This is a genomic window from Erwinia sp. PME.40.26/001 (genome assembly GCF_055556675.1).
In genome coordinates this window covers 1-24,426 of sequence record NZ_JBVHNP010000012.1, presented here as the reverse complement: position 1 = coordinate 24,426, position 24,426 = coordinate 1, and the positions used below count along the sequence as shown (strand labels likewise).

Sequence of the window (24,426 nt, the reverse complement as noted above, 5' to 3'; positions counted from 1 at the left end):
AAACCGGCGGCACGGGCGGCCAGGAAAGAAGGCCGCCCCTACCCGAATACTCTGCGGTTATTCTTCCTTTTCGACCAGCAGGGTTTCCATCAGATCGAGATCGTGCAGCAGTTTCTGCATGGTTTCATTGCTGATTTTCTGCGTGGCGCGCAGGTGATACAGCTCACCCCGTTCGGCACGCAGCCCGCTCAGGCGGAAGCGACGCTCCAGATTTTCGGCAAACAGCGCGCGCTCCATGTCCTCTTTGCCATCAACGCGACGGCGCAGGTTACCAATCACCCGGGAACTGACTTCTTTAATCAACTCAGGATCGATGTTCTCTTCCGTGTCATTGGTCAGCCGCTCTTCCATCTTATACAGGCTTTCAATCGCCGTAGCGGCCATCACCGCACGCGCCATCTGCAGCTCACGGCGGTGAACCGTCTTGTCGACGCCCTCCACTCCGCGCAGTAACAGCGGCAGCATCACCACGCCCACCAGCAGTGAGAACAGGATCACCCCGGTGGCCAGGAACACCAGTTCATAACGCGCCGGGAAGTCGTTGCCGTTACTCAGCAGCAGCGGAATAGACAGCACACCCGCCAGCGTTATCGCCCCGCGCACACCAGCGAAGGAGGCAATCAGCAACTCACGCGTGGAGTAGCTGGAAAACTCCATCGGGCGTTTTTTCAGCGCACTGCGGCTGATAAAGCGCATGGTCCACAGCCAGCCAAAACGAACGATCATCAGCGCCATATAGATCAGCACCACCGAGGCAAACAGCACCCACAGCTCCACGTTCGGGTCGGCATCGGCCTGACGTACGGAGATTTCCAGAATGCCCGGCAGCTGCAGACCCAGCATCAGGAACACCATGCCGTTAAACACGAATTCCAGCATCTGCCAGACGCTGTTGGCACGCAGGCGCATCGCCAGCGGTGCCTGACGAATAATGCCGGAGCGCGAGATGGTCATCCCGGCGGCGACCGCGGCAAGAATACCGGACACGCCGATATGCTCGGCAATCAGGTATGACGCAAACGGCAGCAGCAGCAGCAGCACGGTCTGCGTCGCTGGGTCATCCCCGCTCCAGCGGCTGAACAGGCGCAGCGACTTACCGTACAGCCAGCAGATGGCGATCCCCGCCAGCAGGCCACCAATCGCCACTTTCATAAACTCCAGCGACGCGCCCGAGACAGTAAAGACCATCGTACCCATGGCCACCGCAACGGCAAACTTCAGCGAGACCAGGCCAGACGCATCGTTCATCAGCGCCTCGCCCTGCAGGATGGCCATGATTTTTTTCGGGATGCGCCCCTCGCCGACAATGCCGGAGAGTGCAACGGCGTCTGTCGGTGACAGCACTGCCGCCAGCGCAAAGGCAGACAGGAGCGGAATGCCAGGCACCAGCCAGTAGATCAGGTAACCAATCCCGACCACGGTGATCAGCACCAGTACCAGCGCCAGGCCAAGGATCTCGCGCCCGTGATTGAGGAACTCGCTGGTCGGGGTTTTCCAGCCGTCAGCAAACAGCAGCGGCGGGATAAACAGGACTAAAAACAGCTCCGGGTCAAAATCGACGTGCAGGCCAAACGTCGGCCAGGCGAGCAAAGCGCCCATGGCAATTTGCACCAGCGGCAGAGGAATTTGAAAGGGAATAATACGCGCCGCGACGCCCGACAGCGACACAACCAGCGTCAAGATGAGAATGGTGAAGAAAATTTCCATGCGTTCCTTTTTATATGTCTTCCGAAGGCTCTGAACAAAAGCAGCCCAGGATTTGTATACCCTGCGGGATAGTAAAGCAAATTAGGAAAGCGTTGAAAAACAGGATGTGCCTTAAGAGGGGAAATTCAGTGGCATCTGAAGGTGGGGCCGGCGATCCCGGCCCCGAAACAGCATTAAATCGCCCAGCCGCAGGCATAAAAAGCGACCAGCGCGACGGCAATCAGAACCGTACCGACGTTGAGCTTGCGCCATTCTCCGGCAAAGATGCGGCCGATCACCAGCGAACCAAAGCCGAGCATGATGCCGGTCACGATATTGCAGGTCAGTACAATAAATACGGCCGCCAGCAGGCCGGACATCGCATCGACGAAGTCGCTGAAGTCGATCTTGGAAACGTTGCTTAACATCAGCAGGCCAACGTACATCAGCGCGGGTGCGGTGGCATAGCCCGGCACGAGGTATGCCAGCGGCGACAGGAACAGGATCATCAGGAACAGAACACCGACCACAATGGCCGTCAGGCCGGTTTTACCGCCTGCCGCCGTTCCCGCTGCCGACTCGATGTACACCGCCGCAGGGGCTGCTCCAACCAGACCGGAGAAGATGCTGCTCAGAGAGTCACTGGTTAACGCCTTACCACCGTTGATGATCTGGTTGTCTTTATCCAGCAGGTTGGCCTGCCCGGCCACGGCGCGGATGGTACCCGTGGCATCAAAGACGGCGGTCATCACCAGCGCCAGCACGCTGGGCAACACTGCCGGTTTCAGTGCGCCGAGGATATCCAGGCTGAACAGCAGCGAATTCCCCTGTGCATCGCTCAGGCTGGGCATAGCAAACAGCCCCTGATAACTCACCGCCGGGTCAAAAATCAGGCCGATTACCGAGATGGTAATAATGGTCAGCAGAATACCGCCGGGTACGCGCAGTTTCTCCAGGCCAAAAATCACCGCCAGGCCCAGCAGCGTCATCACCACCGGGAATGACGGGAAGTGGCCCAGCGCGACCGGAAGTCCCGGCCCCGGGTTTTTCACCACCAGGCCAACGCCGTCGGCGGCGATCAGCAGCAGGAACAGGCCAATACCGACGCCGGTGCCGTGCGCCACGCCCATTGGCAGATTGCGCAGGATCCAGGCCCGGATACCGGTGGCTGAGATCAGCGTGAACAGGACCCCCATCAGGAACACCGCACCCAGCGCGACCGGCACGCTGATCTGCTGGCCCAGCACCAGGCTGAAGGCCGTGAAGGCCGTCAGGGAAATAGCACAACCAATCGCCATCGGCAGGTTGGCCCACAGCCCCATCAGCAGGGAACCAAACCCGGCGACCAGACAGGTTGCCACAAACACCGCCGTCGGCGGGAAGCCCGCTTTGCCCAACATCGAGGGCACCACGATCACGGAGTAGACCATCGCCAGGAAGGTCGTCAGACCCGCCAGGATTTCCTGACGGACGCTGCTACCGCGCGCAGAAATTTTGAACCAGGCGTCGAGAGAGCCGCTGGCCGGTTGAGAAGGAGCTGACATTGTAATCCCCTGAGCATTCTTATGAGTTATCGCTGCGTGGTACCGCTGCATCCCAGCGGTAGTCAACGTTTGCATCCCTGGCACAATATTCACGGTGTCAAAAACCTCAGGGCGAGGCACAAACCGGATAAAGGCAAACGTTTACTATTCCACGTAAAAACCGCGTCATTGCAGTGCGTATTTTCGCGCAAACGATTATCCGGTGTTTAATGGTGCATATTCAACACCTGTTAACGCTTAAATTTGCATAAGTCTTGATTTACATCCCCCTGATCATTCACACAGAGGGATGTTAACGGGGGAAGCCCCCTGTCCTCTCATAGCGCTTTCTTATGACGGCGATACGCGGAGGGGGTCAGACGGGAACCTGCTCAGTCAAACTTGACTTCACCGCCCTGCTGCAGCGCACGCTGCCAGGCGGCACGGCTCTGCACCTTCTGCAGCCAGGCCTGGATAGCCGGGCTGTCTGCGGCCCCGCCACGTGCGGTCAGCGCCTGCAGGGGGAAGCTCATCTGGACGTCAGCGATGCTAAACCGGCTACCGGCAAACCATTCGTTGCGGGCCAGATGCTGCTCAATAAACTGACGGTGGTTAGCGATCTGCGGGTCGAGGTAACCTTTCTGCACCCCTTTACCAAAAGCGCTGCCGATTGGCCGCAGCAGCCAGGGGACAGGGGCTTTTCCCATGCGGCTGAAAATCAGCTTCATCACCAGCAGCGGCATCAGGGAGCCTTCTGCATAGTGCAGCCAGTAGCGTGACTGGATCACCGCCTCATCATCGGCCAGCTTCAGCTGGCCGGCAGCATCATAATGTGATTCGAGATATTCCAGGATCGCCCCTGACTCCGCCACCACGCGATTATCATCGGTGATCACCGGGGCTTTACCTAACGGGTGTACTTTTTTCAGCTCCGGGGGGGCAAGCAGCGTGCCCTCCCGCTGATAACGTTTAATCTGATACGGGACTTCCAGCTCTTCCAGCAGCCACAGCACGCGCTGTGAGCGCGAATTATTCAGGTGATGTACGGTGATCATAGTCGCTCCTTAAAACCTGAGTATAGAAGGTTAAGCGCCTTTCACATCCAGCAGGATCGCTCCGGTACCCTGTTCACTGAGCCGGTCATTCGGATTGCGCAGCGGGCAGTCCTCCATCGACAGGCAGCCGCAGCCGATGCAGCCATCCAGGTCATCCCGCAGACGGGTCAGCGTTTCAATGCGTCTGTCCAGCTCGTCACGCCACTGCTGCGACAGCAGCGCCCACTCTTTTGGGGTCGTTCGTTTGCCGGGGGAGTACTGCATCAGGCTGTCGCTGATGGTGGCCAGCGGGATGCCGATGCGCTGGGCGATTTTAATGACTGCCACCCGTCTGAGAACGTCACGCGTGTAACGCCGCTGATTTCCCGGATTGCGAAAGCTGCTGATTAGCCCTTTGCTTTCATAGAAATGCAGCGTCGATACCGCCACGCCGCAGCGCCGGGCAACGTCACCAGGGGTCAGTTCCCGCTTGTCAGAAGTGCGAAGAATTTTTTTCATTTAGCGCTTTACCTCAAGTTAACTTGAGGAATTATACTCAGCAACCATTGAGTTCGCGATCTATTGACGCAGAGACCCGGGAGAAAAGTGTATGCATGACGACATCATCAGCACCCTGACAGACTGGATCGACAGTAATCTGGAAAAAACCCTGTCGATTGATGAAGTGGCGGCGAAATCTGGCTATTCGAAGTGGCACCTGCAGCGTATGTTCCGTTCCGTGACGAAACAGACGCTGGGTGGTTACATTCGTGAACGTCGTCTTACGCTGGCCGCTGAAGCGCTGCGTCTGACCCAGCGCCCGGTGTTCGACATTGCCCTGCAGTATGGCTATGACTCACAGCAGACGTTTTCCCGCGTCTTTCGACGCCAGTTCGCCCAGACGCCGACGGCTTACCGCCATTCCATGCGTCGCCAGACGCTGCAGCGTTCAGGCTGGAATTTTGACTGCGGCGACTTCACTGCACCGCGCTTCAGCCCGTCGGGCCATGAGAAAGCCTGTCCGACGTGCAGCTAAAGCTTAACGCGATGCCATCAGCCTCTGCGGTGGCATCGCCAGCGGTTCCTGCCCCCAGTGCAGCGGCGACAGATACCAGCCACCGCCCAGCGCTTTGATGTGATACATCGCCGCATCTGCCTGAGCAATCAGCACCTCGCCGACCGGGTGATGTCTGGCCATCGCCGCCCCCACGCTTAACGACTGAACCACCCGGGTGCCATCAGGCAGTTGCACCGGCGGCTGCATCGCGCGGATGATGCGGCGTGCCACCTGAGCGACCTCTTCCTCATCTCCGGCTCTGGTCAGCAGCACCGCAAACTCATCCCCTCCCAGACGTGCAACCATATCCTCTTTGCCCAGCCGCGCCTGCAGGCGCTGCGCGGTCACGGTGAGCACATGATCGCCGGCAGCATGACCATGGCGATCATTTACCTGCTTAAAGCGGTTGCCGTCGATAAACAGCACCGCCACCTGCTGGCGGCGGAGGGGGTCCAGCAGCAGCGCCTGAAGCTGGCGATCGAACGCTTTACGGTTCGGCAGCCCGGTGAGTCCGTCGTGTAAGGCCTGGTGAACGAGGGAGCTGTTCTCACGCGTCAGATGACGCTGCCACTGGTCCAGTTCGTCCAACAGGGCATTGAAATCCCCGCTCAGTTTGTCCAGCTCGGCAATCGATGCCGACGGGACGCGCAGCGAGAAGGCCCGGCGTTTGCGCACGTCATGGGTCACCGAGGCGATATTTTTCAGCCCCTGTAAAATGCTGGCGTGCATGCGGTGAGAAAGCCAGAACGCCAGGAGCGCGGTGATCAGCAAACTGCCCCCCAGCCACTGCATCGCCTGCCAGAGATAGTGCAGCACGCGCGTGGCATCGCCATGGATCCAGACCCGGCCAATTTCCTTATGATGATGAATAATGGGTGCGCTGACCGGTTTCGGAAACAGCCACTGGGCAACGGCGGCGCTGAGGCCCCGATGTACATTGGCACCCGGCATCTGCCAGCTCACCAGCAGTTTCTGATGAGCATCGTAGATGCGTGCAGCGGAAAAATCGGAATGGCTGCCGATATCACTCAACAGGCTTTTTGCTGTTTCGGCATCCCCTTTTAATACTGCGGTATGGGCGCTGTAGCTGACGCTGGTGGCAATAAGCTGAATATTATTTTCCGCGTAGCTGCGCAATACGTACATGGAGAGCGCCGACAGGGAAAGACCGCTGCACAGCAGAAACACCAGCATCACCGTCAGGTGAATACGCCGGAACGACTGGCCCATCGTCGGCAGCACACGTGCCGTCTGAGACGGCCGCTGATTGTGGGTGTTCATCCGATGTTCACAAGCGGTGAAAGGTGGCGAAGCCAGGAGTGACCATGAAAAGACATATACTCCCCCTTGGTGATTTCTGCAGTTCGCAGATCGGTAATTATATTAGAAATATTTATAATTCTTGTTTTAGACCAACAGCTGTCCGGCCCAGGAAAAAGCACTGGGAGAAAAGGCACAGCCGGGTTATGAGTAGCATTAGCGAAAAAATCCTACAGATCATCAAGACAACGCACAATGTTAAATAGCGTCGGATTCATCTTAAACCAATAAATTTGACTTAACAGAATAGTCAGGCTAGCGGTAAAAAATATCTACCATACCAGGTTTAAATTTTGTTCAGTTTTTAAAATCGGGTGATATAATGTGATCGCCATCACACTTTAATGACCTGTTCGTCAGACCGGAAAGGAGCACGCCTGGCAGCTCCGGTTCCGCTGCGGGTGATGTTGCATTTCGTTTGTCAGGACAGACCCCCCGGAGTTTTCAGCATGGCGACTATTACCACCAGCGTTATTCTTATGAGATGGGAGCTGCTCAGCGCAGTGATGATGTTTTTTGCCAGCACCTTTAACGTACGCTGTCGTAAAGCCAGCCGTAACGTGATGGCCTTTGCTTTTACCGGCATCGGTATTGGCATGTCGTGCTGGTTTGTCACCGGACTGCTGGGCATTACGCTGAGTATGGATAATCTGCATAACTTCTGGCATATCACCAAAGATGTGTTCGTTGAGGTGATGAGCCGGACGCCTGCCGACTGGCCAATGCCGTAAGCGACATCTGCCCGGGGAGCTGACCCGGCTCACCGGGCAGGCGATGACCTGCCACTTTTTAGATCTTTTTTAGCACCGCCGGCATCGGGACATCGCTGGAGGCTTTGACCTCAGGCAGCGCTGACGTCTGGCGATCCTGCAGCCACATATCACCCATGATCTGATTCAGACCGTTTTCCAGTCCGGTGACCATGCCCGCGCCCGGCGTGAAGGTCAGCTCACCGAAGTAGATATGGCCTTCATGGATGTACCAGTCCACCCGCACATAATCAAAATCTGCGGCCAGCTGTTTACTGAGCTCCAGTGCATGCTCCAGCGTCTCCAGCTCGGCGCTGGTATCGAATCCGGTGTCACGAATTTTATAGAACGTCTGCTTCAGGTTGTTGACGTAGAAGTTCATCGACAGCGCAGCGTTCCCCACCCGGTTATAAATCACCTGCAGCACGTATTCGAAGTTACCGTCTTTCTTGTTGAACATATGAAATTTGTAGTCAACGGCGGCAAACTTGCCGTCACCGACGTACTGCTCAACCAGAATGCGGGGTTTGATGTAGCGATAGTGGATCTCGCGCGCATGGTGTGAGAAATCCTTGTGCAGCCACTCGTCACAGCGCTTAATCAGCAACTGCTTCTGGATGCAGTCAGGCTCCTCCAGCACGATCTCGACCATCCCTGAGCCATGATTGGGTTTAATCACCGTATTTTTCAGGCTCGGCAGACTCAGCAGCGTTATCGGATCGTCAGTCTGGTGAACCAGCGGGATCAGATATGACTCGCCAATGGTATGGGCAATATAATCCCGGACCAGTAATTTGTCCGATAAATTGGCATAGCGCACGTGGTCTCCCGTCACATATTTACGATACAGAACTTTCTCATTGAACAGTCGGGGTTCGCGAATATTCGGTATTCTTTTGAATTTCTGAAAGTAATAAACTTTATCCTGGTAAGACCAAGGCATTTTCTTGAACAGGTAAACAAAACCCTTTCTCAATTCTGCTTTGAGCTTCAACATGATTGACCTCATCTGTAGGTTTTGTAGTTGAGTGAGGAAAGCTGTATTTTAAGAATGACGCCATTCTTAAAGAAATAATTCATTATCGTCAGGGACAGGAGTTCGGTGATAAACACGCTCCAGGCTGCGCCTGTTAATCCCCAGGTGTGGATAAAGAAGTACGATGTCGCCAGGCCAATCACTACCAGCAGAATCACTTTCACCAGTAAATAATTGAAGCCACCCTCTTTAACCATGTAGCGATACGCTACGGTTCCCATTGCCGAAAAACAGGTTGCTAACGACAATAACGTAATGAGGTTTCCTGCTTGTGTGTAATCTTGCCCATACAGGCTGTTAATGATCCTGTCACCAAACAGCGTGACAACGGAGAGCATCAAAAGTGAAACTGCCATAACGTAACCATTCAGTCGTGAAGCCAGTTTAACTGCCACATCCGCGCGTTCTCTGAAAATCTCAGAAAAACAGGATGTAATAATTGCCACTGGAATAAAAATCCATGAAGCAGAAATGGTGTTGGCTGCGGTAAACAACCCCAGGTCATGGGCCGAACTCACCCCCAGAAGAAAGAACTGCGCGGTCTTTACCTGGACGGCGATAAACACGCTGGAGATGGCCAGCGGCAGGCCTGCATACAACAAATAACGCAGATAATTCTTACGTTTATGCCGGGGCGGCAGGCTGATGCTGTGGGTCTGATAGAAGCGACTGCGCTTAATCAGATAGGGCACCAGCGTGACCGCAACAATCGACAGTGATAACCACAGCGGGCTCAGTTTGTACCAGGCAACGGTAAAACTGATCATAAAGCTCAGTATCATGCCGATGGCATTCGCCACCGTATTCATACGTGATTCCAGGCGGGCGTTATTGTAAACGCTAAAAACATCCTGGGTCACAAACAGGGCCGATAAAAATGAAGCCACGGCAAAGACAATAAAATTCTCACGCATCGTTAGCCAGACGTACAGCAATACTGGCAGCGAAAGCACCAGTAATAAGGTCAGTCGTAGCGACTTTGCCACGGCCATCAGTCGCATTCCTTTCGGTGTGCTTTTACTGATGCTTTTAAATAGAATCGTTTCCGTGCCAAAAATGGCAATAGTCTGAATAATTGAAAATAGTGAGGCAGAAAATGCTATCTGGCCAAATATAACGGGACCGAACGATTTAGCCACGTAAGATGTGACAAAAATCACACCAAATACTGACACAATTTTTTCGGACATCATCCACGCCGCGTTTGACATCACACTGTATTTCATCGAAGCATCCTTTGTGTTTCCAACTCACTCAAACGGCAAACCAACACATCCGTGTCCACAACTGATTCAATAACGCACAGTGGAACGCTGGCGAGAACGCAAAACGAAAAAGTTTTTATTTAATGGCCTTATTGTGCCTTTTATTTTTAAAAGACTGTTTTCTAACCGAAGCAGGCGACCGCCTCTTCGATTATGGTTTTGTGTGGTCTTAATTTTCCAGTGTTCGCTTTCTCAATCCCTTTGGCCGGGATTAAAGTTAGCACACATTTTTTTCCCTGCACGTTGGAGTTTTCCTAATTACGCCGTGGCCTTGAACTGGCATGAGACGAATCTATATCAAAAAAACCAATATCGAAAGCTATCAAAACCCTTTTGAAATAAAATAGGAGAAATCCCATGATGTTATTTCTTCATAATCCCTTAACTTAAAGCCTGCCATTCCAATCGCGTACTTTTAATCGCTGCGCTAATATTTACGCAAAACAGATCCATTGATTAATGCAGTTATTCTCATCCCATTATTGTTAAGAAAGGTAATAGCATTCATGAGAAAGTCACGATATACCGAAGAGCAAATCACCAGTGCCATTAAAGCTTCTGAAAACGGCATCAAGGTTAAAGAGATTTGTGAAGAACTTGGCATTTCCGAAGCCACATTCTACAGCTGGAAAAAGAAATATGCCGGACTGTCATCAGAAGAAGGAAGGAAAATCAAAGAGTTGGAGGAAAAGGTTCACAGCATGGAAAGAGAGATTCTGTCCCTTTCATCCGACAAGGAGATGCTGCAAAGCGTGCTGAAGAATTTCTTTACAACCAATGACAAACGGCAAGCCGTTAATTTCTTACAGGATACCTATGACATTGGTACGCGCCGCAGCTGCCGTCTGCTGGATATCAGCCGCAGTGTTTACCATTATCCTTACAATCTTGAAAATCAGTAATCAGGCAGTCGATGTGTATTATGATGCTTTAACAGGACCAAAATAAAATATTCTTTACGCTTATTGAAAAGTACAGATCGACTTTTTGATGCGGACGTTTACTAATGAGTTATTTGTAACCCCGCGCCAGTATTTGGCTGTAACTTAGTCAGGCACCAGCTAAAACCTCAATAGCATCAAGGCTTTCAATGCGCGTTTATCTTTGCAGGCAAAGATAAACGCGCCTAAAGTAAACCTGAAGTTTCTGATAATTATTTCGTCTTCTGCCAAAAAACCGTTAGCCCTCTTCACGCTTCTCTTTTTTTTTATGGTTCATTAATCTCACTTTTTTCTGATGGATTCCGGATGTCCGGTGACACCTCTTTACACTGATTTACCTGGCTTGCCGGGCAGATAACGCCTGAGCACGGGTGATGATCAAGAATTTAAAGTTTACCAGCACTAATCATTTTATCCCTCTTCCCTGCCTCAACCCTTCCCAAAAGAGGTCACCGCTTATCATTAGCTAATCTGTCGCTTACCGCCACCGGTCGGAGTCGGGTGATTTTATCATCAGATAATTCGAGTTAAGGATGGTCTCTGATAGAGAAAGTCGTCTCAAAAATGAAGATTTTGCCATTCAGTAGGCCGGATACACTGTACAAAAAAAAGGATTTGTTGATTAGCGATTATTCTTATAGCCGAACAATCGCTGCATGTGGCAGAGGGCGCAACAGCCAGCTAACGATTGAAATGCCGTTGCAGGGCACTAAACAGTGATGGAGATCACATTGTAGCGATGAAAATACGTAAAACCGGGCCACAGTGGATTGCGTTAAGGTCCCGGCAATAACAGGGCTTTTATCGCCGGGATGAAGTTAATTTATTCGCCTGTTTTCAAGGACTTTACTACCGGCTCTGGCTTGATACGCATGGCACTCACCACTCCCACTATCAGGCACAGAATGCCGCACAGCGTCAGCACCGGCGGCCATGCCTGACGTAATAAGAAGGTATACGCCAGACCGGCCAGGATCTCGAAAACAATCAGCGGCCCCACCAGCACCGTCGGTAAACGCTGGCTGGCTTCATTCCAGCACAGCGTGCCCAGCCAGGAGCACAACAGTGCAATAGCCAGCATCAGCGCGATAAAGACCCCGGGGCGCGGACCGAACGGCAGTGGAAATCCGGCCTGGGTCAGGTGCAACTGCCCCATGACCAGCAGATACCCGAGCAGCGCCAGCGGCAGCGTGGCCAGGCCCTGCGCGGTGGCCCAGGTAGCCGGACGGATCGCATTTTTCCGCAGCCAGCGGGCATTACGCAGCGGGTACCACGTCCAGCACGCTACCGCGGTAAAGGCCAGTACCATCCCGCTGAGGTAGCGCCACAGGTCTGGCGGACGCCCGGTGCCGGTCAGTTCCGCCACATTCACACATACAAGACCCGCAATCATCAGTACCAGGGCCGGGAATAACTTTCCCCAGCGTAGCTGCCCCTCATCCCGGCCATAAAACAGATTGGCACTGACGGCGATCACTACCGGCAGTGTGCCGATGATCATCGTCGACACCGGCGCGCCAGTACGCTGGATAGCCGTAGCCAGGCAGGCGTAATAAAGCAGGTTGCCCACCAGTGTCAGCTTGATCACTTCCTGCCAGTCGCGGCGGGTCAGTGCCGCCAGACGATGGCGGTCCTGCCAGGCCAGCGGCAGGGCAATCAGTCCAAACGCCAGGTAACGGCCCATAGATTGCAGGGTGCCGGGATAGTCCGGCACCAGTAGCGGCCCGACGAAAATCAGGCCCCACATCAGTCCCGCGCTGAGAGCAAAGAAAATTCCAGTGAGCATTGTCCACTCCGGACGGCAAGAAAACCCCATTATGGGGGAAAGTAAGAGCGGGGGATTGTAGCAAATTGCGGTCAGCGGACGGCGGCCCGCACCTGCTGCTGATAGCGGCCAGGGGTAATGCCATAGCGGGCGGCGAAGCTGCGGGTCAGATGTGCCTGATCGGTCAGACCCACCGCCGCCGCGACGTCAGCTGCCGACAGCCCGGCACGGAGTAGCTGGCTGGCCTGATACAGGCGAAATGCCATCAGCATCTGATGTGGGGTGACGTGATAGTGGGCTTTAAACTGCCGCTGAAAGTGAAAAGGACTGAGAGAGACCAGCGCCGCCAGCTCGTCGAGCGTAATCCGCTGACTGAGATTAGCGCGCAGATAGTCGCGCACGCTATCAAAGCGATGCCGCGCCTCCGCCGCTAGCGGACGCGCAATGCGGGCATGGGGACGCAGCAGGTCGCACAGCGTGAGCAGTAATCCATCCAGGGCAAGGGGATCGTCAGTCTGCCACAGGCTGCCAAGCAGGTGAGCGAGCTGACGGGCACGTAAGGGATCGTGGCAAACCGCCTGTTCAAACCACCAGTCCGGTTCGCCTGTCAGGGCCGCCAGCCGCTGTGGTTCAAGATAGATCATGCGGTACTGCCAGCCGCCCTCGGTGGCGGACTCCCCGGTGTGCAGTTCATCCGGGTTCATCAGTACCAGCGAACCGACCGGTGCCAGGTGCTGGACGCCACGATAACGAAAGCGTTCGGCACCGCGATCGATAGTGCCGATGCCGAACGCTTCATGAGTGTGGGGGGCAAATGCATAGCGGGTGATATGGGCACGATAGAGCTCAACGCCCTGCCGCCCCGCAAGGTGGCGGAAGCGGGCACGATCCTCCTCATCACTGAACTGCTCAGGTACACCGTTCAATGTCACCCCCTGCGATATCACGTCAGGCAGCCAGCTTACGATCTTTACCTGACGCGATCCACACCGCTTAGATCAGGCCTTCGGCCTTCATCGCACGCTGTACGGCAGGACGCGCCGCCACGCGACCGGCGTAAGCCTGAATATCGGGCCAGCCGTCGAGGGAAAAGCCGACTACCCGGCTCCACCCCAGCACGGTGAACAGATAGGCATCGGCCACCGTAAACTGTTCGCCCTGCAGCCAGGTTTTTCCGGCCAGCGCGGAAGAGAGCCAGTCAAGGCGTTTGTTCAGCCCGGCCACCGTCGCCTGCTTCCAGTCTGCGGTTTGCGCCGGGTTAAACAGCGCACCCATCGGTTTATGCAGCTCAGTGGAAATAAAGCTCAGCCACTCCAGCACCTTATAACGCTCCACGCTGCCTGCTGCGGGGATCAGACCCGCTTCTGGCTTCAGATCGGCCACGTACTGCGCAATGACCGTACCTTCGGTCAGCAGGCTGCCGTCGTCCAGCACCAGGGCAGGAATGTAACCTTTACTGTTGATGGTGACAAAGTCGGCACCGGTTTCGGTTTTTTTGCTTTTCAGGTCAACTTTTTCCAGCGTAAAGGTCGCTCCGACCTCTTCCAGAACAATATGCGGGGAGAGGGAGCAGGCACCCGGGGTATAGAACAGTTTCATCAGTCGTTATTCCTTGTTAATTAACGTGGACCAGCGTAAGCGACTCATCTTACGCCGACGTTAGCCGTTGATGCCACTACAGCGTGCCTGGCGCAAAATTAAACGCCAGCTTAACCACCGTACTGACAGAGGGATGGGTTTCACGGGCATTGATGCGCCATTTATTTTGCACGTGCTTCAATGCAGTCAATTCCACAGGGACAGGTAAAACATCATGTCAGACACGTTGGTTATCCCCCGTCAGGCAAGCGGACTTTCGCTTTTTCTGGCGCTGCTGAACGGCGGCATCAGGCCGGGTGCGCTCTGGGCAAAATCGTCCTGGCGTGCCAAATTCCTTGCGCGCTCGCTGGCCTGGCCTGTGGCAAGCGCACAGCACATGCAGCAGATCGCCATCCGGCCGACGATGCGCCAGGCGCTGGATCTGCAACCGATGCTGCCGGGTAAGATCCACCGACCTTACCTGTACCTGGGACTGACCGCCAGACAGCGGGGAGCGGTGCTCAGTCAGCATTATGATTTTTTGCAGCAGCTCACTCATCCGGGCCTGCGCAACGCCATGTTGTCGGCCCAGCCCACGGAGCTGGCCAGCTTCACCGGCAAAGAGGGTGAACAGTTTCAGATCACCCTGACCTGTAATGGACGCTGTGAGCGTGAAGGCGAAGTGAACATGCTGCTGCGCTGCGACGGCACAGTGCTGGCTATCCTGACTTTTGCCGTGGCGGATCAACAGGGACTGCCGGTGCTGGTGATCGGTGGGATCCAGGGTGCGAGCAGCTCGACGCCGCACGAGCTGATCCGCTCCGCGACAAAGTCCTGCTTCGGGCTGTTTCCTAAACGCGTGCTGCTGGAGGGGGTCTCCCTGCTGGCTCGGGCCACCGGGATCAGTGCGATCAGGGCGGTGAGTGACCAGGGCCACACCTACCGCAGCCTGCGCTATCGCTTTAAAAAGAAGGATGTGTTTCTGGCGAGCTATGACGAATTCTGGCAGTCCCTTAATGCGGAACAGATTTCCCCGGCGCTGTGGCAGCTGCCGCTGGTATTCAGTCAGAAGAGTATGGATGAGATCCCCAGTAAAAAGCGCGCGGAGTATCGCCGCCGCTATGAGCTACTGGAGACCATCCGCCAGCAGTTTGCCCGTTTTCACTGAGGCTGATTAAGGGGCGGTGGTTTCCTGCTCAACGTCGTCAATCTTCCAGCCATCACCTTCGTGAAGCAACGTGACCAGCAGATGCTGCTGGTCACCGGGGTCACGTCCCAGGGTGACATCTCCCGTTGCCCGGTTGCCGTTTAACGTAAAGCGACTGACGCTGACGTTATTCACCCAGCCGTCACTGTAGTCCTGGTCCTGCAGAAAATAGTCATCATCCATGCCATCCGGGCTTTTGATCAGCAGATTGATCTTCTGCAGCAGACGCTGCGTCACGTACTCGTTAAGTAACGGATCGTGTTCATCAATCGGGCTCTCTTCTTTATTCAGCGCCGTAAGATACCAGTTGTAAAACGCCAGACTGGTTCCCTGGGGATCGTCATTATGTGCTGCCGCCGCTGCCTGAAAGGCAACGAGCGAAACCACCAGCATCAGCAACCACTTTTTCATGCAAACCGCTCCGGATAACACCGCTATTCATTTTCCCAACCTGTGCCTGTCAGGTCGCCAGTGATTGTATTGAATTTATCCGGCTAATCCAGCCTCCGGCCTCCTGTTTACCTGCTTATTTAGTAAATGTTTATCCCAGGCCCGACAGGCACCGTCATGCCCAGTGCTTCTTCTTACTGGTTTTGCCAATGCCCGGATTACAGGCGTTGGTCGGGTCAAGCTGACGGAAGTGATGCTGATGAGCATCGGAAGCGTGATACAGATGGCCGATATTATGTTCTGCCGGATACTTTGCTCCGCGCTGGTCAAGATAGTCCAGCACCGCCGCTTTGAACTGCGCGCCATCAACGCCCGGTTTCAGAATATAGTCCTGATGGTTCACCAGACAGAAGAAGTGACCACAGCAGGACGCTTCCAGTACCTGATCCTGCAGCGCTGATGGCAGGCGGATCAACCACTGGTCGTCGTTACGACGCAGCGCAATGTCAAAGGCGATCAGTCGTTCATCGGTGCTGATACCGGCACGATCGCAGTAGAACACCGTACAGGCACCCACGCCAAAGCGGACCAGAAACGCATCCTTTTGCTCCGCATCCGTACAATGGAACCAGTCGCCGTTGCGTGAGGCAAAGAACGTGGTGAGCAGGCGACTCATCTGCGCCACCTCCGGCCGGGCCAGCTTGATCATCAGATGATGCTCGTAGCGGCGATGATAAGAGAGCAGGCGCGGGGCAACGGTTGACGGCGTGATGCGGTTACCCCACTGGATCAGCCGGTCGATAGTGTTGGCCGGCAGGATCCTGAGCTTTTTCACCCGCGCATCCCACAGCGCCTTTTTGCGCATCAGCCCCGGCAGCGCCGCCGGCCCAAGCCGTTTGATCGACAAAAACATATGACGGGCATAGCGCAGGGTCAGGCGAAACGCGTTGCGGTGAATGTATTCCGCCTGGATTGGCAGCGTATCGAGCCGTTCGATCAGATAGCGACGTAGGTCGAGCAGTACCTGCTCATCATTGGTGCCGATGTAAAAGGTGTCCTCCTGCGGCGTGGCGTCGAAAGTGGCCAGACGTACGGCAAAGACGATCACCTTGCCGGCACAGCCCGCACTGTCGTGCAGATACTGCGGGTTGCCGTTGAAGCGCGTGGGCGTGGTGGCATCGACATCTTTGATCACCGCCGCGTAGTCGTCGGCCCAGATCTTCCCTTCCCAGTCCGGCGCGGTGCCGGTGGTGTAGTCTCCGGCCTCCAGCCGGGCGATCATCTCTTCCGGGGTCTGGCCCAGATCAATACCGAGGTGGTTGATCAGATGCAGCTGGCCGCGATCGTCAATTTGCGCGAACAGCGACTTTTCGGTAAACGCCGGGCCGCGCTGCAGCAGCGAGCCGCCGGAGTTATTGCAGATCCCCCCCACCACCGACGCGCCAATGCAGGAGGAGCCGATGACGGAATGCGGCTCTTTCTGCCACGGCTTCAGGCTCTCTTCCAGCTCCGTCAGGGTACTGCCGGGGAAGGCAATCACCTGCTGTGCATTGTCGATGACCTGAACGCCTTTAATATTGCGCGTGCTGACAATCACCACCGGACGGTCATAGTCATCACCGTGCGGCGTCGAGCCACCGGTCACCCCGGTATTGGACGCCTGCATCAGGATAATGGCATCGTTTTGCTGACAGACTCTGAGCACCTGCCACAGCTGCAGCAGCGTTACCGGCAGCACCACCGCCAGTGCGTCGCCGTGACCCACGCGAAAACCTTTGCAGTAATAGGCCTTACGTTCACCGTCAGCAATCAGATGGTCTGAGCCGACGAGGTCGCTCAGTTGTTGCAGGATCAGAGAATGTTGCATTCAGGGTGCCGCTCCATAGCGCATTTTTAGCAGCATCGATTGTACCCGAGGGGCTGGCGCCAGGGCCAGCGCCGGGGTCGTGAAAATCGGTCAGGTTGCTGATCGCGGCGAAAAGCCCATAACGGAAATCGATCGTAACGCCAGCCTGCCGATCTTTTTTTCGCACGCGTCTGTCGGCAAAAAATGAATAAATAGTTAACTTTTGATTAACCTGTAGGAAACGCTTTTTTATGCATTCTATATGCAATTTAACTGCATATAAAAATATTTTACCCTGTTTTTCAGAAAGTTGAATGTGATCAAAAAGTGAATAATTTGTCTATACACCTGTGTTGACTTTGTTACAGCGCAGCGCCAGCATGAACGCCACGTACCTGTCCCCCCGACGTATTGCCCTGATTGCCACCCGTTTCAGGGAGGGTTGTATCGGCTAACAAGAACTGAATGAGAGGATGCCATGTCTGACCCAAAGGATGCGCCGCAGCACCTGCATCGCGGACTCAGTTCGCGCCATATTCAGCTGATTTCGCTGGGCGGCGCTATCGGCACCGGGCTGTTTATGGGGGCGGGAAAAACCATTGCGGTATCCGGTACCTCCATTCTGATCACCTATATTGTGGTCGGCTTCTTTATGTATATGGTGATGCGGGCAATGGGCGAGCTGTTGCTGAGCCGTCTGGATTACCGTTCGTTTGCGGATTTTGTTTCCGACTACCTTGGCCCGAAGGCAAGCTTCTTCCTCGGCTGGTCATACTGGCTGAGCTGGGTGGTGACCTGTATTGCCGATGTGGTGGTCTGCGGTGGCTACATGCAGTACTGGCTGCCGACGCTGTCGCCGTGGATCCCGGCGCTGTTGACGCTGGGGCTGCTGTGCCTGTTTAACCTGCTGTCGGTGAAGATGTTTGGCGAAGCCGAGTTCTGGTTTGCGATTATTAAAGTTATTGCCATTATTGCGCTGATCGTCACCGGCTTCTGGATGATCGCCCGCGGCTGGACGTCACCGGATGGCGTGACCGCTTCGCTGGACAACCTCACCGACGCGGCGGTGTTTATGCCACACGGCATCGTCGGCTTCTTCGCCGGGTTCCAGATCGCGATTTTCTCCTACACCGGCATTGAACTGCTGGGCACCATGAGTGCAGAAACCCGCTCGCCGGAGAAGGTATTGCCCCGCGCGATCAGGGCGATCCCGCTGCGCATCATTATCTTTTACGTGCTGTCGATGGTGGTGATCATCGCCGTGACGTCCTGGCCGCACATCTCGCCGGACACCAGCCCGTTTGTCACGCTGTTTGCCAAAGCCGGGCTGCCCGCCGCCGCCGCCGTGATCAACTTTGTGGCGCTGACCTCGGCGATGTCCTCCGCCAACAGCGGGGTCTACTCCAGCACCCGCATGCTGTATGGCCTGTCGCTGGAACAGCACGCCCACTGGCAGTTTCGTATTCTGTCGCGCACCACGCGGATCCCGGTCCGCAGCCTGATGTTTTCCTGCTTTTGTATGTTAAGCGGTACGTTGTTGCTGTTCCTGGTGCCCAACGTGATGACGCTGTTTACCGTGGTGTCTACACTGGCAGCGATTCTGGTGATTTATACCTGGGGAATGATTCTGGTGGCGTATCTGGTGTACCGCAGGTGCAGCCCGGCACTGCACGAGCGCTCGACGTTTAAAATGCCCGCCGGGATTGTGATGAGCTGGCTGACGCTACTGTTTTTTCTGTTCTCACTGGTGGTAATGGTCTTTGACCCGGATACGCTGACCGCGCTGTGCGCGATGCCGCTGTGGTTTATCCTGCTGGCGTGGTTCTGGCGGGTGAAACAGCGACGTGAGCAGCAAAATGTCGTTACGGCGTCGTAGGGGCGACCCTTTTCCTGGTTGCCCCGTGCCGGTACCGGGCACTGCCGGGCGGCCCCGATCAGCAAGGACCACCCGGTAAAACATTCACGATCCGGCGTTACAGCACGCCCTGAGCCAGCATTGCATCCGCCACTTTAACGAACCCGGCAATATTCGCGCCGTGGACGTAGTGGGTCTGCCTGCCTTCTCCGCCGTGCTCCACGCAGGCGTGATGAATATCCAGCATGATGTGTTGCAGACGAATATCGACCTTCTCCGCTTTCCAGCTCAGACGTGCCGCATTCTGCGCCATCTCCAGGCCAGAAGTGGCTACGCCACCGGCATTTGCCGCTTTGCCCGGCGCAAAGAGTACACCCGCCTCAAGGAACGCATCGGTCGCCGGGATAGTGGTCGGCATATTGGCCCCTTCCGCCACGGCTTTCACGCCGTTAGCAATCAGCTGACGTGCCGCCGGCAGATCAAGCTCATTCTGCGTCGCGCACGGTAAGGCGATATCGACCGGCACGCTCCACGGCTGCTGCCCGGCAAGGTAAACCAGACCACGTTCACGCGCATAATCTTCCACGCTGCCGTAACGCACGTTTTTGATCTCCGCCAGCAGCGCCAGCTTTTCCGGGGTAAACCCGGCTTCGTCTACCACCGTTCCGCGTGAATCAGAAGCCGTCAGCACGCGCGCGCCCAGCGCCATCGCTTTTTCAATGGCGTACTGCGCCACGTTACCGGCACCGGAAACCGCAACGGTACTGCCTTCAAAGCCCAGCCCGTGACGCTTCAGCATCGCATCGGTGAAGTAGACCAGACCGTAGCCGGTGGCTTCCGGGCGGATCAGGCTGCCGCCGAATGACAGGCCTTTGCCGGTAAACACGCAGGCGGTATTATTCGACAGCTTCTTCATCATCCCGGCCATAAAGGCCACTTCACGGCCCCCCACGCCGATATCCCCCGCAGGCACATCGGTATCCGGGCCCAGGTGGCGGTACAGTTCCGTCATCAGCGCCTGGCAGAAGCGCATCACTTCCGCATGGCTTTTCCCTTTCGGATTAAAGTCCGACCCGCCTTTACCGCCGCCCATCGGCAGGGTGGTGAGAGCATTTTTAAACGTCTGCTCAAAGCCGAGGAATTTCAGAATCGACAGGTTTACCGACGGATGGAAGCGCATCCCGCCTTTATAGGGGCCAATGGAGGAGCTGAACTGCACGCGCCATGCCCGGTTCACCTGCACCTGACCGCGATCGTCCGTCCAGGCAACGCGGAACTGGATCACACGTTCCGGCTCGACCAGACGCTCCAGCAGGCTTTGCTCCTGATACTGCGGGTGTCGTTCCAGGAACGGCCACAGTGACGTGAACACCTCGCGCACGGCCTGCAGATATTCCGGCTGGTGAGGATCGCGCTGCTGAACGGAGGTGAGAAACGACTCAAGAGAGTGAAAAGCTGTCATGACTAATTCCTTGTGCGTAATGTTCTGGCCCTGATGTTGTTTAGTATTGTTAGGGTAATCAGAGGGATGATGTTGTTCCTCTGCGACTATATCACCGGCTTTCGGTGGTACAACAAAAAACTTATGACCCGGGAAAACGCTAAAAAACGAGCGAAACTGCCGCAGGCGGCGAAAAACCTGAGCTGATGCAAGAAATTCCCACGCATCACCATAAGAAAAAGTTATCACACAGCCGCCATCATCACTGTTGTTGATTGCCCGGTCAGAAAAGCAAAAACGGACCGTTGAATAAATATCTGCGGAAAAAAGAAAAGATGACACTTTTATTACAGCGCAAACAAACGACAGTGATTGTATTTATTTCAGCCGCAAGACAGCCTGTGGCGTCATTATTTATGTATAAATGTAAACTTAATAAATGCGGCTTGCCGCATCGTAATTGAGTGTGATTTCATCAATCCTCCACAAATTGTGCTTTACCACCTGAGAAAATAATGATGAGCAATCACAACGAAAATAATCAGGAAAAGCCGATCGGATTATTACTGATTAATGAAAACGCCCGTAACGGGAAAGCGAATAAACAGCAGGCATTATCCCTGCTGGCCGCCGGAGGCATTCAGGTGATTGAGCCCGGGCCCGGCGATCGCCGTGACAGTAGCGAAATTATTCTCGACTATGCCGACCGCATCGATCTGGTTATTGTCGGCGGCGGTGACGGCAGCCTGAATGCCGCCGCGAGAGGCCTGATGCACAGCGGGCTGCCGCTGGGCGTACTGCCGCTGGGCACCGCCAATGATTTTGCCCGCACGCTCGGTATTGCGAATAACCTGAGTCAGGCCGTCAGGGTGATTGCCACCGGGCACCAGCGCCCCGTCGATCTGGGTGAGGTCAACGGCCACCTGTTTTTTAACGTTTCCAGCATCGGTTTTTCCGCCACGCTGGCACACCATTTAACGGCCGAGTCCAAAAAACGCTGGGGGACATTTGGCTATGCACTGGCGGCCTTCCGGCTGCTGAAGCAGAGCCGTCCGTTCAGCGCCACGCTGGAGCATGACGGCATCGTAGAGAAAGTAAAAACCGTGCAGGTTTCCGTTGGCAACGGGCGCTTTTACGGCGGGGGAATGACGGTGGAACAGAGCGCCGCCCCTGATGACGGCCGGCTGGACGTGTACAGCCTGGAGGTGGCGCACTGGTGGGAAATGATAGCCCTGCTGCCCGCACTCCGGCGAGGAACGCACGGTCGCTGGCGTAAGGTGCGCACCCTGTCCACCACCGCCATGACGCTGAGCACGCGCCGCCCCCATGATATTAACGCCGACGGCGAACTGATTGGGCAGACGCCCGCCCGGTTTACCATTAAGGCACATGCAATAACTGTTTTTGCCCCGTCCTGAGCAACATCTGATAAAGGTTTAATAAGGGTTAATATGATGAATAAATTTAGCATTCTGGCCTTAACGGCAATGATGACGTTAATTACCGCCTGTGACGATGCGACCAAAGAAAATATTAAAGAAGAAGCGGATAAACGCACAAACAGTCTGGTAGAGTCGGCACAAACCCAGTGGGATGAAACCAGAAAGCAGGCGACGGACCTGGCCGATGCTAAAGTGGCAGAACTGAATGCGGCGCAGCCCCTGGAAGATGCCAGGAAAAAAATGGATGAACTGGGGGAGATGAAGCTGTCTGATTTGATTTCGGGCGGTGGGGAAGAGAAAGAGGGTGAGGAAGGGGAAGAGGCGGAGAATAATTAACGGCCGGTAAAGACACCTTCAGCCCGTCAGGGACGGCCAGACTGTAAGCAGACTCTTAAAGATCGCAGCCAAATAATATTGTCACCGGCACGCCGGCTGATGGGCGGGTGATGAACGGTTGTCTGGTGCTGACGGCGGAAGTACCGCCAACGGAGCCGGAAGTGATACAGGCCAGCGCTGCCCGAGGCTCTCGGCCCGTAAGCTGCGGGAACTGATGGACGTGATTCAGGTGATGGTGAAGAAGCGGGACGCTGGCTAGCCCGATAACAGGCAAAAAATCCCAGCCGCTGAGGGCTGGGATTTGAGATCATTTAGTCAGATAATCAAATACGAGTTTATTGATTTCATCAAGTAATTGATCCTCATTAAGCTCATATTCTTCACGATCATCATCAGGGTTATACATATCAGACAGACAAAAAGTGCTCGATAACAGTTCGCTTAAATGCTCTTCATCTTTTTCAAGAAGATTACCATCTCGCTCACATTTCCATTTGGACATATAGCTGTCAGCAAATTCATCTGCTGTTATTTTTTTGCAAGGAAGAGATCAATATAATCTTTAAGATAAATGCTCATCTTAATGTTCCATTATTAATGAAGTTTTCGTATTGCTTCGTTTGCGGATCAAGTTTCCATCCGTTCACAAAATTACCTATTTTATCAACGACCGCGACATTATTGGTGTGCGGGTTGAAACAGACTTTTGATTTAGGAAATAATAGATAGGTTCCATGCTCGTAAGCCGTTTTATTGTTCAGGTGGGATTGGATAGCTGTTTGATATTCTATAATTGTATCGCCATTCTTCTTGGTTGTTGTCACACCAAAGTCAGCAGCATGTTTGAATTTCTTATCCAATTGTTTCGTGCTGAAAGCAACGCTTTCAGAAATAATACCAGTGCTTGCACTTGGTACTTTCTTGCCAGGCAATATAATCCCGGCCAGCATCCCACCCGTAGCTTCCAGCGCTGCCTGATTTCCTTCAGACGCCTGTTTGATTGTGTCGGCGACTGCTGACCAGGCATCGCTGTTCATCAGCGCTTTCACGCTGTCTGCCACCGCCTGATTCTTCCCGGACAGATCGTTCAGCGCCGTACTACAGTAACTGTCCCCGGCAGCACATGAAGCTAGCGCCATTGCTGTATCGGCAACGTAGTCCGCTGAACCTAATGCCGCATCACCGGTATCAGCCAGGGCATTAATAATGCCGTTTGCGATGGAAGAGGTTGTACCGTTGCCCAGCTTATCCCTGACCTGCTCTTTCCAGTGTTCAGAGCTCTGCTTAACCGATTCGCGGGCTTTATCGCCGCTCAGCGAGTTATTCTCCACCGCATTCTTACCCGCCTGGCCGGCCGTCACTGCTCCGCCAGTATCGCCCGTCGCCAGGCCGCCCGCAACTCCTGCGGCCAGTTCGAGCCAGAGGAGCCGGAAGTTGTCACCACCCTGCGTCAAACCTGTAAAAAGCTCTCCGCCCGTAAACAACAGCAGATCGCCGAGTTTATTCAGGTGATCGCAGGGCCCCAGAAGCGGACGGCTAAGGCGTAACTGACTGAGTGAACAGTAAAATCCCGGCCAGATGGTCGGGATTTTACTTATTTTAACGTAACCAGAAAGGCGGATCATTTGGGGCTAATGCATCGTATTGCTCTGATGCTCTATTAACATCATCGATATAATACGGTGTATCGGTAAACCCAACTCTTACAGGTATATATTCATTAAAACCTTGATAGTAAACCTCTGTACATTCTAATGCCTCATCAAAGGCTTTAAAGAAGCGTTTAAAAACAGCAGATAGATCCCCCCCCTCAAAATTCAATCTAGAGTTATGTTCATCTATTCCAAACAACATCCACTCAATGTTATTATTTAACACAAGTGAAAGTTCACTTTTAATAGAATCTAATTCATCCTTAACTTTATACAGTTCATCATAAGCTAAAGATCTACGAT

At 54.5% G+C, this 24,426-nt stretch carries 23 protein-coding genes; 7 read left to right on the top strand and 16 right to left on the bottom strand.

Going from position 1 to position 24,426, the window contains the following annotated elements:
* Positions 1–57: 57 nt before the first annotated feature.
* The 4 genes from ACZ3HG_RS21070 to soxR form a co-directional block, all read right to left on the bottom strand.
* Positions 58–1,707 (bottom strand): Na+/H+ antiporter, encoded by a 1,650-nt coding sequence (locus tag ACZ3HG_RS21070; protein ID WP_191935528.1) that lies wholly within the window; start codon positions 1,705–1,707, stop codon positions 58–60.
* Positions 1,708–1,880: 173 nt separating this feature from the next.
* The gene (locus ACZ3HG_RS21065; RefSeq protein ID WP_062748096.1) at positions 1,881–3,230 is read right to left on the bottom strand and encodes an NCS2 family permease; all 1,350 of its coding nucleotides are present in this window, start codon (positions 3,228–3,230) and stop codon (positions 1,881–1,883) included.
* A 371-nt stretch (positions 3,231–3,601) separates the two neighbouring features.
* The gene (locus ACZ3HG_RS21060) at positions 3,602–4,264 is read right to left on the bottom strand and encodes a glutathione S-transferase family protein (protein ID WP_191935527.1); all 663 of its coding nucleotides are present in this window, start codon (positions 4,262–4,264) and stop codon (positions 3,602–3,604) included.
* 30 nt (positions 4,265–4,294) lie between these two features.
* Positions 4,295–4,762, bottom strand: a complete 468-nt coding sequence (soxR, locus tag ACZ3HG_RS21055) for a redox-sensitive transcriptional activator SoxR (RefSeq protein ID WP_191935526.1) — start codon at positions 4,760–4,762, stop codon at positions 4,295–4,297.
* Between the two features lie 91 nt (positions 4,763–4,853).
* Between soxR and soxS the strand changes: the two genes are divergently transcribed.
* Positions 4,854–5,279, top strand: coding sequence for a superoxide response transcriptional regulator SoxS (gene soxS, locus ACZ3HG_RS21050; RefSeq protein WP_191935525.1), 426 nt, complete (start codon positions 4,854–4,856; stop codon positions 5,277–5,279).
* 3 nt (positions 5,280–5,282) lie between these two features.
* On the opposite strand, the gene dgcN is transcribed toward soxS, so the two are convergent.
* Positions 5,283–6,581, bottom strand: coding sequence for a diguanylate cyclase DgcN/YfiN (dgcN, locus tag ACZ3HG_RS21045; protein ID WP_191936022.1), 1,299 nt, complete (start codon positions 6,579–6,581; stop codon positions 5,283–5,285).
* 488 nt (positions 6,582–7,069) lie between these two features.
* Here dgcN and ACZ3HG_RS21040 point away from each other — a divergent pair, with 488 nt between their 5' ends.
* A complete protein-coding gene (locus ACZ3HG_RS21040) occupies positions 7,070–7,351 on the top strand; it encodes a YjcB family protein (RefSeq protein WP_465334281.1) in 282 nt (93 codons plus the stop codon).
* Between the two features lie 58 nt (positions 7,352–7,409).
* On the opposite strand, the gene ACZ3HG_RS21035 is transcribed toward ACZ3HG_RS21040, so the two are convergent.
* On the bottom strand, positions 7,410–8,366 hold the full coding sequence (locus ACZ3HG_RS21035; protein ID WP_191935522.1) for an ATP-grasp fold amidoligase family protein: 957 nt from the start codon (positions 8,364–8,366) through the stop codon (positions 7,410–7,412).
* A gap of 8 nt (positions 8,367–8,374) precedes the next feature.
* The gene (locus ACZ3HG_RS21030) at positions 8,375–9,631 is read right to left on the bottom strand and encodes an MATE family efflux transporter (RefSeq protein WP_191936021.1); all 1,257 of its coding nucleotides are present in this window, start codon (positions 9,629–9,631) and stop codon (positions 8,375–8,377) included.
* 545 nt (positions 9,632–10,176) lie between these two features.
* Between ACZ3HG_RS21030 and ACZ3HG_RS21025 the strand changes: the two genes are divergently transcribed.
* Positions 10,177–10,572, top strand: a complete 396-nt coding sequence (locus tag ACZ3HG_RS21025; RefSeq protein ID WP_191935520.1) for a transposase — start codon at positions 10,177–10,179, stop codon at positions 10,570–10,572.
* Positions 10,573–11,434: 862 nt separating this feature from the next.
* Here ACZ3HG_RS21025 and ACZ3HG_RS21020 read toward each other — a convergent pair.
* The 3 genes from ACZ3HG_RS21020 to gstA all read right to left on the bottom strand — a co-directional run bounded on the left by ACZ3HG_RS21020 (position 11,435) and on the right by gstA (position 13,975).
* Entirely contained in the window at positions 11,435–12,397 is a 963-nt protein-coding gene (locus ACZ3HG_RS21020; RefSeq protein ID WP_191935519.1) for a DMT family transporter, read from the bottom strand.
* A gap of 71 nt (positions 12,398–12,468) precedes the next feature.
* Positions 12,469–13,302, bottom strand: a complete 834-nt coding sequence (locus tag ACZ3HG_RS21015; RefSeq protein ID WP_191935518.1) for an AraC family transcriptional regulator — start codon at positions 13,300–13,302, stop codon at positions 12,469–12,471.
* 67 nt (positions 13,303–13,369) lie between these two features.
* Positions 13,370–13,975, bottom strand: coding sequence for a glutathione transferase GstA (gene gstA, locus ACZ3HG_RS21010; RefSeq protein WP_191935517.1), 606 nt, complete (start codon positions 13,973–13,975; stop codon positions 13,370–13,372).
* A 214-nt stretch (positions 13,976–14,189) separates the two neighbouring features.
* Between gstA and ACZ3HG_RS21005 the strand changes: the two genes are divergently transcribed.
* On the top strand, positions 14,190–15,122 hold the full coding sequence (locus tag ACZ3HG_RS21005) for a VirK/YbjX family protein (RefSeq protein ID WP_191935516.1): 933 nt from the start codon (positions 14,190–14,192) through the stop codon (positions 15,120–15,122).
* 6 nt (positions 15,123–15,128) lie between these two features.
* Here ACZ3HG_RS21005 and ACZ3HG_RS21000 read toward each other — a convergent pair whose 3' ends face one another.
* Together ACZ3HG_RS21000 and dld are read right to left on the bottom strand one after the other, a co-directional pair.
* A complete protein-coding gene (locus ACZ3HG_RS21000) occupies positions 15,129–15,572 on the bottom strand; it encodes a DUF3828 domain-containing protein (protein ID WP_137269827.1) in 444 nt (147 codons plus the stop codon).
* Between the two features lie 154 nt (positions 15,573–15,726).
* Complete coding sequence (dld, locus tag ACZ3HG_RS20995) at positions 15,727–17,418, bottom strand: D-lactate dehydrogenase (RefSeq protein WP_465334275.1); 1,692 nt, start codon at positions 17,416–17,418, stop codon at positions 15,727–15,729.
* Between the two features lie 457 nt (positions 17,419–17,875).
* Here dld and ACZ3HG_RS20990 point away from each other — a divergent pair, with 457 nt between their 5' ends.
* On the top strand, positions 17,876–19,273 hold the full coding sequence (locus ACZ3HG_RS20990) for an amino acid permease (RefSeq protein ID WP_465334273.1): 1,398 nt from the start codon (positions 17,876–17,878) through the stop codon (positions 19,271–19,273).
* Between the two features lie 97 nt (positions 19,274–19,370).
* On the opposite strand, the gene gdhA is transcribed toward ACZ3HG_RS20990, so the two are convergent.
* Entirely contained in the window at positions 19,371–20,714 is a 1,344-nt protein-coding gene (gene gdhA / locus ACZ3HG_RS20985) for an NADP-specific glutamate dehydrogenase (protein WP_191935514.1), read from the bottom strand.
* A gap of 494 nt (positions 20,715–21,208) precedes the next feature.
* Here gdhA and ACZ3HG_RS20980 point away from each other — a divergent pair, with 494 nt between their 5' ends.
* Entirely contained in the window at positions 21,209–22,111 is a 903-nt protein-coding gene (locus ACZ3HG_RS20980) for a lipid kinase (protein ID WP_423244852.1), read from the top strand.
* Positions 22,112–22,144: 33 nt separating this feature from the next.
* On the top strand, positions 22,145–22,471 hold the full coding sequence (locus tag ACZ3HG_RS20975) for a hypothetical protein (RefSeq protein WP_137269831.1): 327 nt from the start codon (positions 22,145–22,147) through the stop codon (positions 22,469–22,471).
* A 307-nt stretch (positions 22,472–22,778) separates the two neighbouring features.
* Here ACZ3HG_RS20975 and ACZ3HG_RS20970 read toward each other — a convergent pair whose 3' ends face one another.
* From ACZ3HG_RS20970 to ACZ3HG_RS20960, 3 genes are all read right to left on the bottom strand, one after another.
* Complete coding sequence (locus tag ACZ3HG_RS20970; RefSeq protein ID WP_465334270.1) at positions 22,779–22,973, bottom strand: colicin immunity domain-containing protein; 195 nt, start codon at positions 22,971–22,973, stop codon at positions 22,779–22,781.
* Between the two features lie 73 nt (positions 22,974–23,046).
* Positions 23,047–24,096 carry a colicin D domain-containing protein gene (locus ACZ3HG_RS20965; RefSeq protein WP_465334268.1) on the bottom strand — a complete coding sequence of 350 codons (1,050 nt, stop codon included), beginning with the start codon at positions 24,094–24,096 and terminating at the stop codon, positions 23,047–23,049.
* The coding region (locus ACZ3HG_RS20960; protein ID WP_465334266.1) for a hypothetical protein at positions 24,071–24,426 on the bottom strand (356 nt) is incomplete at its 5' end. The genes ACZ3HG_RS20965 and ACZ3HG_RS20960, both read right to left, overlap by 26 nt.

Excerpts from the sequence above, each read along its gene's own strand:
- ACZ3HG_RS21070 (WP_191935528.1), bottom strand. The coding sequence starts at position 1,707 with ATGGAAATTTTCTTCACCATTCTCATCTTGACGCTGGTTGTGTCGCTG.
- ACZ3HG_RS21065 (WP_062748096.1), bottom strand. The coding sequence starts at position 3,230 with ATGTCAGCTCCTTCTCAACCGGCCAGCGGCTCTCTCGACGCCTGGTTC.
- ACZ3HG_RS21060 (WP_191935527.1), bottom strand. The coding sequence starts at position 4,264 with ATGATCACCGTACATCACCTGAATAATTCGCGCTCACAGCGCGTGCTG.
- soxR (WP_191935526.1), bottom strand. The coding sequence starts at position 4,762 with ATGAAAAAAATTCTTCGCACTTCTGACAAGCGGGAACTGACCCCTGGT.
- soxS (WP_191935525.1), top strand. The coding sequence starts at position 4,854 with ATGCATGACGACATCATCAGCACCCTGACAGACTGGATCGACAGTAAT.
- dgcN (WP_191936022.1), bottom strand. The coding sequence starts at position 6,581 with ATGAACACCCACAATCAGCGGCCGTCTCAGACGGCACGTGTGCTGCCG.
- ACZ3HG_RS21040 (WP_465334281.1), top strand. The coding sequence starts at position 7,070 with ATGGCGACTATTACCACCAGCGTTATTCTTATGAGATGGGAGCTGCTC.
- ACZ3HG_RS21035 (WP_191935522.1), bottom strand. The coding sequence starts at position 8,366 with ATGTTGAAGCTCAAAGCAGAATTGAGAAAGGGTTTTGTTTACCTGTTC.
- ACZ3HG_RS21030 (WP_191936021.1), bottom strand. The coding sequence starts at position 9,631 with ATGAAATACAGTGTGATGTCAAACGCGGCGTGGATGATGTCCGAAAAA.
- ACZ3HG_RS21025 (WP_191935520.1), top strand. The coding sequence starts at position 10,177 with ATGAGAAAGTCACGATATACCGAAGAGCAAATCACCAGTGCCATTAAA.
- ACZ3HG_RS21020 (WP_191935519.1), bottom strand. The coding sequence starts at position 12,397 with ATGCTCACTGGAATTTTCTTTGCTCTCAGCGCGGGACTGATGTGGGGC.
- gstA (WP_191935517.1), bottom strand. The coding sequence starts at position 13,975 with ATGAAACTGTTCTATACCCCGGGTGCCTGCTCCCTCTCCCCGCATATT.
- ACZ3HG_RS21005 (WP_191935516.1), top strand. The coding sequence starts at position 14,190 with ATGTCAGACACGTTGGTTATCCCCCGTCAGGCAAGCGGACTTTCGCTT.
- ACZ3HG_RS21000 (WP_137269827.1), bottom strand. The coding sequence starts at position 15,572 with ATGAAAAAGTGGTTGCTGATGCTGGTGGTTTCGCTCGTTGCCTTTCAG.
- dld (WP_465334275.1), bottom strand. The coding sequence starts at position 17,418 with ATGCAACATTCTCTGATCCTGCAACAACTGAGCGACCTCGTCGGCTCA.
- ACZ3HG_RS20990 (WP_465334273.1), top strand. The coding sequence starts at position 17,876 with ATGTCTGACCCAAAGGATGCGCCGCAGCACCTGCATCGCGGACTCAGT.
- gdhA (WP_191935514.1), bottom strand. The coding sequence starts at position 20,714 with ATGACAGCTTTTCACTCTCTTGAGTCGTTTCTCACCTCCGTTCAGCAG.
- ACZ3HG_RS20980 (WP_423244852.1), top strand. The coding sequence starts at position 21,209 with ATGATGAGCAATCACAACGAAAATAATCAGGAAAAGCCGATCGGATTA.
- ACZ3HG_RS20975 (WP_137269831.1), top strand. The coding sequence starts at position 22,145 with ATGATGAATAAATTTAGCATTCTGGCCTTAACGGCAATGATGACGTTA.
- ACZ3HG_RS20970 (WP_465334270.1), bottom strand. The coding sequence starts at position 22,973 with ATGTCCAAATGGAAATGTGAGCGAGATGGTAATCTTCTTGAAAAAGAT.
- ACZ3HG_RS20965 (WP_465334268.1), bottom strand. The coding sequence starts at position 24,096 with ATGATCCGCCTTTCTGGTTACGTTAAAATAAGTAAAATCCCGACCATC.